General features: G+C 70.9%; 4 protein-coding genes and 2 pseudogenes. All 6 read right to left on the bottom strand.

The features are described 5' to 3' along the window. Nucleotides 1–382 (bottom strand): annotated as a pseudogene (locus HY68_RS16895) (hypothetical protein); the annotation flags it as partial. Beyond that, complete coding sequence (locus tag HY68_RS16890) at nt 379–843, bottom strand: thioesterase family protein (protein ID WP_041989623.1); 465 nt, start codon at nt 841–843, stop codon at nt 379–381. The gene HY68_RS16890 and the pseudogene HY68_RS16895, both read right to left, overlap by 4 nt. 2 nt (nt 844–845) lie before the next feature. Beyond that, nucleotides 846–2,510, bottom strand: coding sequence for an energy-dependent translational throttle protein EttA (gene ettA, locus HY68_RS16885; protein ID WP_078863648.1), 1,665 nt, complete (start codon nt 2,508–2,510; stop codon nt 846–848). A 148-nt stretch (nt 2,511–2,658) separates the two neighbouring features. Beyond that, complete coding sequence (locus HY68_RS16880) at nt 2,659–4,077, bottom strand: Cys-Gln thioester bond-forming surface protein (protein WP_052457113.1); 1,419 nt, start codon at nt 4,075–4,077, stop codon at nt 2,659–2,661. 173 nt (nt 4,078–4,250) lie between these two features. After that, nucleotides 4,251–4,682, bottom strand: a complete 432-nt coding sequence (locus HY68_RS16875) for a single-stranded DNA-binding protein (protein WP_041989620.1) — start codon at nt 4,680–4,682, stop codon at nt 4,251–4,253. Between the two features lie 141 nt (nt 4,683–4,823). After that, nucleotides 4,824–5,581, bottom strand: a pseudogene (locus HY68_RS45205) (ATP-binding protein); the annotation flags it as partial.

The raw sequence follows: 5,581 nt of genomic DNA, 5'->3' as shown, positions 1-5,581 counted from the left end.
CCGCCGCCACGGCGGCCCGCATCTGGGCGGTCCCCGGCAGTCCGTCGAGCTGGCGCCAGCCGCCGCGCGGCGGCAGCACCCCGGCCCACGGGGGGCCGGTCACCGGGGCCGGTACGGCGAACTGCCGCCCCTCCCCGATGCCTTCGAGCAGTTCGCCGGCCGACACCGTGACGTCCAGCTCGGCGGGTTCGCCGAGCCGCACCGTACGGATGGCGAGCACGTCGAAGGACGGCGGCCTGCCGAAGACAGCGACCGCCGCTCCGCCGCCCTGGAGCCGGACGGCGGCGGCGCGGTCGTAGTGGATCAGCCGGCCGAGGAAGGCGGCGAGGTCCGCCGCCTCTCCCGAGTCGGCGAACCGCAGGGTCTGCACCGGGGCCGTCATGCCGCGAGCGCGTCCTTCGGGTCCTTGTCGTTCGTGTCGTCGTCGTCCAGGTACTTCATGAGGAAGGACTTCTCCTCCTGGGTGATCCGCCGGGGCCGGCCCGCCGCGAGGTCGTACGGCACGACGACGGTCGCCGCCTGCACGTAGACCTCCGTGCTGCCGTCGTCCGCGGTGTCCTTGATCTCGTACGCGATCGTCAGCGACGCGGCGTTCAGCTTCGTCACCCACGACTCGATGGTCACCGGCTCGTGCCGGTGGACCAGCGGCCGCTTGTAGTCGATCTCGTGGCGGGCCACCACGGACCCCCCGGAGAACGACGGCGAGCCGTCCCCCGGCGCCAGCCGGAACATGAAGTCGATGCGGGCCTCCTCCAGATAGCGGAGGAAGACCACATTGTTGACGTGCCCGAAGGCGTCCATGTCCGACCAGCGCATCGGGCAGCGGTAGATGTGGCGCGCCATCGTCAGTCCCGGGTCAGCTTCTTGTAGGTGGCGCGGTGCGGACGGGCCGCGTCGGCGCCGAGCCGCTCGATCTTGTTCTTCTCGTACGACTCGAAGTTGCCCTCGAACCAGAACCACTTGGAGTCGCCCTCGTACGCCAGGATGTGCGTCGCGACGCGGTCCAGGAACCACCGGTCGTGGGAGACGACCACCGCGGCGCCGGGGAACTCCAGCAGCGCGTTCTCCAGCGACGACAGCGTTTCCACGTCGAGGTCGTTGGTCGGTTCGTCGAGGAGCAGCAGATTGCCGCCCTGCTTGAGGGTCAGCGCCAGGTTGAGGCGGTTGCGCTCACCGCCGGACAGCACGCCGGCCGGCTTCTGCTGGTCGGGGCCCTTGAAGCCGAAGGCGGACACATAGGCGCGGGAGGGCATTTCGACCTGGCCCACGTTGATGTAGTCCAGCTCGTCGGAGACGACCGCCCACAGCGACTTCTTCGGGTCGATGTTGGACCGGCCCTGGTCGACGTAGCTGATCTTGACCGTCTCGCCGACCTTGATGGAGCCCGAGTCCGGCTGCTCGAAGCCCTGGATCATCTTGAACAGCGTGGTCTTGCCCGCGCCGTTCGGTCCGATCACGCCGACGATGCCCATGCGCGGCAGCGTGAACGACAGGTCGTCGATCAGCATCTTGTCGCCGAAGCCCTTGGACAGGTTCTGCACCTCGACGACGATGCTGCCGAGCCGCGGGCCCGGCGGGATCTGGATCTCGTCGAAGTCCAGCTTGCGCATCTTGTCGGCCTCGGCCGCCATCTCCTCGTAACGGGCGAGCCTGGCCTTGGACTTGACCTGGCGCCCCTTCGCGTTGGAGCGGACCCACTCCAGCTCTTCCTTGAGCCGCTTGGCGCGCTTGACGTCCTTCTGGCCCTCGACCTTGAGCCGGGCCTGCTTGGACTCCAGGTACGTCGAGTAGTTGCCCTCGTAGCCGATGGCGCGGCCGCGGTCCAGCTCCAGGATCCAGCCGGCCACGTTGTCGAGGAAGTACCGGTCGTGGGTGACGGCGACGACGGTGCCGGGGTACTTCGCCAGATGCTGTTCCAGCCAGGCGACGGACTCGGCGTCCAGGTGGTTGGTGGGCTCGTCGAGCAGCAGCAGGTCGGGAGCTTCGAGCAGCAGCTTGCACAGCGCGACCCGGCGCCGCTCGCCGCCGGAGAGATTGGTGACGGGCCAGTCGCCGGGCGGGCAGCCCAGCGCGTCCATGGCCTGCTCCAGCTGGGTGTCCAGGTCCCACGCGTTGGCGTGGTCCAGGTCCTCCTGGAGCTGCCCCATCTCCTCCATGAGGGCGTCCGAGTAGTCGGTCGCCATCAGCTCGGCCACTTCGTTGAAGCGCTTGAGCTTGCCCATCAGCTCGGCGGCGCCGTCCTGGACGTTCTCCAGCACGGTCTTCGACTCGTCGAGCGGCGGCTCCTGGAGGAGCATGCCCACCGAGTAGCCGGGCGACAGGAAGGCGTCGCCGTTGGACGGCTGCTCGATGCCGGCCATGATCTTCAGCACGGTGGACTTTCCGGCGCCGTTCGGACCCACCACACCGATCTTCGCGCCCGGCAGGAAACTCAGCGTCACGTCATCGAGGATGACCTTGTCGCCGTGCGCCTTACGCGTCTTGCGCATCGTGTAGATGTACTCAGCCAAGAGAAACCGTCCGGCAGATCGAGAAGGGCCAATGTGCGGCTCCGCCGCGTGAGGGCAGATACACCCATCTTGCAGCACCTCGGTACCCCAACGGAAACGGGTACCGGTGGCTGCCGGGGCCACTGCCCGGCAGCCGGTGACCGTACGGTCACTTTCCGCCGGTGGAGTTCTTCCTGCGGAGGAAGAAGACCGCGCCGCCGCCCACGAGCACGAGCACGATCGCGATGCCGGCGATGACCGGTGTGGCGTTGGACGAGCCGGTCTCCGCCAGCCCCTCGCCGCCCGAGTGGGCCGTGACGCCGTCGGTGGGCACCTCACCGGCCGAAGCGGGGCTGGGCCCGGATCCCGGCTGGTCGAGCGTGGTGACCGGGGCGCCGGAGACCGCGCAGTCCAGCAGCCCCTTGAAGGTCTCCTGCAGCCCGCCGGGTCCTTCGACGGTGAAGTCGTACGTCTGGTCCTCGTCGACCGGGACGGTGATGGTCCGGGTCTCCCCCGCCGCGACCGTGTGCCGCTGACCCGCCAGCTGGAAGGTGAAAGCGGCGTCGCCCTCGTTGACCGCCGTGACGTCCACCCCGCCCCTGGCGCAGTTCTTGGTCGCCGTCAGCGCCGGTATCGGCCCTCGCTTCGCCCAGTTCGCCGTGGCCGTCGCCGAGACGGTCGAATCGCTGGAGCCGGCCAGGATCTGGGTCTGGCTCTTGGTCACCCCGGCGAAGGCCCGGCCGACCGGGAGTGAGGTCGTGGCCTGCACGCCGAGCTGCGCCGTACCGTCCGCCGCCTTGTCCGGCACGTCGAAGTAGAGCTGCGAGCCGTCCTTGGCCGAGGTCACCGGCTTGCCGTGCTTGTCGGTGACCCGGACGCCGCTGGCGGCGGCGTCGGCGGGCGGTACGACCGTGACGCTGTCGGTGTCGGTGGTGCGGACCGTGACCGGGCCGAGCAGGTCACCGGCCTTGCCGGAGACCGCCGCGGGCTGCAGCGTCAGCGACGCCTTCGGCTCGGCGGCGTCACGCGCCGAGCGCTGGAGGTAGTCGGCGAGCTTCTCGGCCTGCGGGTCGGTCGCGTCGACGTCGGCCCCGTCCGAGTACCGCCAGATCGCGACCTGCGTGCCGGCGGCTGCCGTCTTCTCCGTGAGCGATCCGGTGCCGGCGGTCTTGGCGAGGCCGGAGAGGTCGTCCACCTGCGGGTAGGAGTGCTGGAGGATCCAGCGGATCTTGCCGGAGTTCTTGTTGGCGCCGAGGGACGTCTGGTCCCACGGCGTCTCCTGGTACTTCGCCTCGCTCTGCGTCGGGTTGTGGATGTCCACGCAGTACGTCTTGAGTCTGCCGCCGCCGTCGACGGTCATCTCGAACAGTCCGGCGGAGAGCGGCTGGTCCTTGCCGTCCGTGTGGAGCACAGCACCGTCGTAGGTGGTCAGCCCGTCGAGGGTGGCGGAGGCGCCGCCCTGGTACTGGGGTGTCTCGTCGTCGGCGGCCGCCGTACCGGCACCGGTCGCGGTGCCCATGGCCACCAGACCCGAGACGAGGAGCGCCGCGGCGAGGCGGCTGGTGAGCCGCCGTCGTACGGATGACACAGATATCGCAGAAAACACAGATTCCCCTCCGGGCGAGGGCCAGTGCCCCGTGAAGTACTCGAAGATCCTATGGAGGGGGTCCGACGAGATTCCCGGTCATGCGATCAGATAACCGTACCGACTCGGAATCGTTATCGACCGCCGGGTGCCCGTTCGGGACCCCCAACTGCCGCTCAGGGCGGCCCGTTCGGCCCGCCCGGCGGGGATGCGGACGGGGAGGCCGGTGGGGGTGCCGGTGGCGGCGCCGCCTTGACGACCCGGCGGAACGCGGCTGTTCCGCGCGTCAGATCATGTCCGACCGCCACCGCGTCGATCTCCACGGACGTCCGGCGCTGCCCCTCCCGCTCCTCCTCGCGCACCCGCAACCGCCCGTGCACCACGAGCGGTTCACCGACGGCGACCGACGCGGCCAGATTCGCCGCGAGGCTCCGCCACGCCCACACCGTGTAGAAGCTCGTCGGCCCGTCGGTCCAGACCTCGTTACGCCGGTCGAAGCGGCGCGCGCTCGCCGCGAACCGGAAGCGCGCCGTCCCGCCCGTCGCCGACTCCCTGAACTCCACGCCCGTCGCCGCGTTCCCCACCACCGTCACCACGGTGTCGTACATGACAGCCCCCTCTCGCCCAGCGGCGGTCCACCCGGCTCCGGGCCCGGTCCGTCCGGTCCGATCCGCCGTGTCTCCATGCTGGACCGGACCGCCGGAACCCGCTGGGGCCTGTGGACAAACCCGCGACGGGGGAAAAGCCCATCACCCGCCCGTGGCGCCGGACACCGTCACGTACTGCTCCCGCACCTCGCGGTAGCGCATCAGCTCCGCCGAGATCGGGTCGAGCACCTTCACCCGGCCGCAGCCGGCGGCCGCCTCGCGCAGCCGCCGTTCGGTGTCCTGCCCGTACCGCCTGGCCGGCCCCTTGGCGGCGGCTGCGCACGCCCACTCCACCAGCGGCCCGCCGATGATCCCGGCGAGCATCACCAACACGGGCGGCAGCAGCCCCGGTTCCAGTACGCCCACGATCTGGCCGACCAGCCACAGCGCGCCGAAGATCTGCAACAGCGTCATGGACGCCTGGGTCAGCACGGCCGCGGGCCACCACGCCGGGCGCGGGGGTCGGCCGGTCGCCCCGGCGGCACCCGACCCGCCCGACCCGCCCGACCCGCCGGATCCGCCCGACGTACCGGGCGTGCCTGCCGCGCCCGGGGGCGCCGCCAGCACGTCCAGCGCCTCCGGCAATCCCTCCGCGCCACGTACGGCCGCCTCGCGCACCGCGAGCGCCCACGGCGCCGGCAGCCCGTCGGACGCCTCGTCAGCGACCGTACGTACCGCCTGCTCGACCCGCTGCCGCGCGGTCAGTTCCTCCTCCAGCACGACGGCCGCCGGCTGCGGGGTCTCACCGCCGGGCGTGCGCTTGCCCTCGTACCAGCGCCACAGCCGCAGCCACGGCGTCCCGCACGCCCGGCTCGCGTTCCTGCGCCACTCCCGCTCGGCCGCCTCGCCCGCGGCCACCG

The sequence above is a fragment of the Streptomyces sp. AcH 505 genome, from assembly GCF_000818175.1.
In the GTDB taxonomy this organism is placed as follows: Bacteria; Actinomycetota; Actinomycetes; order Streptomycetales; family Streptomycetaceae; genus Streptomyces.
The sequence above is the reverse complement of the archived record's forward strand: the minus strand, read 5'-3'. Positions and strand labels throughout refer to the sequence as shown.

Bases quoted from the DNA above. Each gene is read 5' to 3' on its own strand.
- HY68_RS16875 (WP_041989620.1), bottom strand. From the start codon at position 4,682: ATGTACGACACCGTGGTGACGGTGGTGGGGAACGCGGCGACGGGCGTG.
- HY68_RS16890 (WP_041989623.1), bottom strand. From the start codon at position 843: ATGGCGCGCCACATCTACCGCTGCCCGATGCGCTGGTCGGACATGGAC.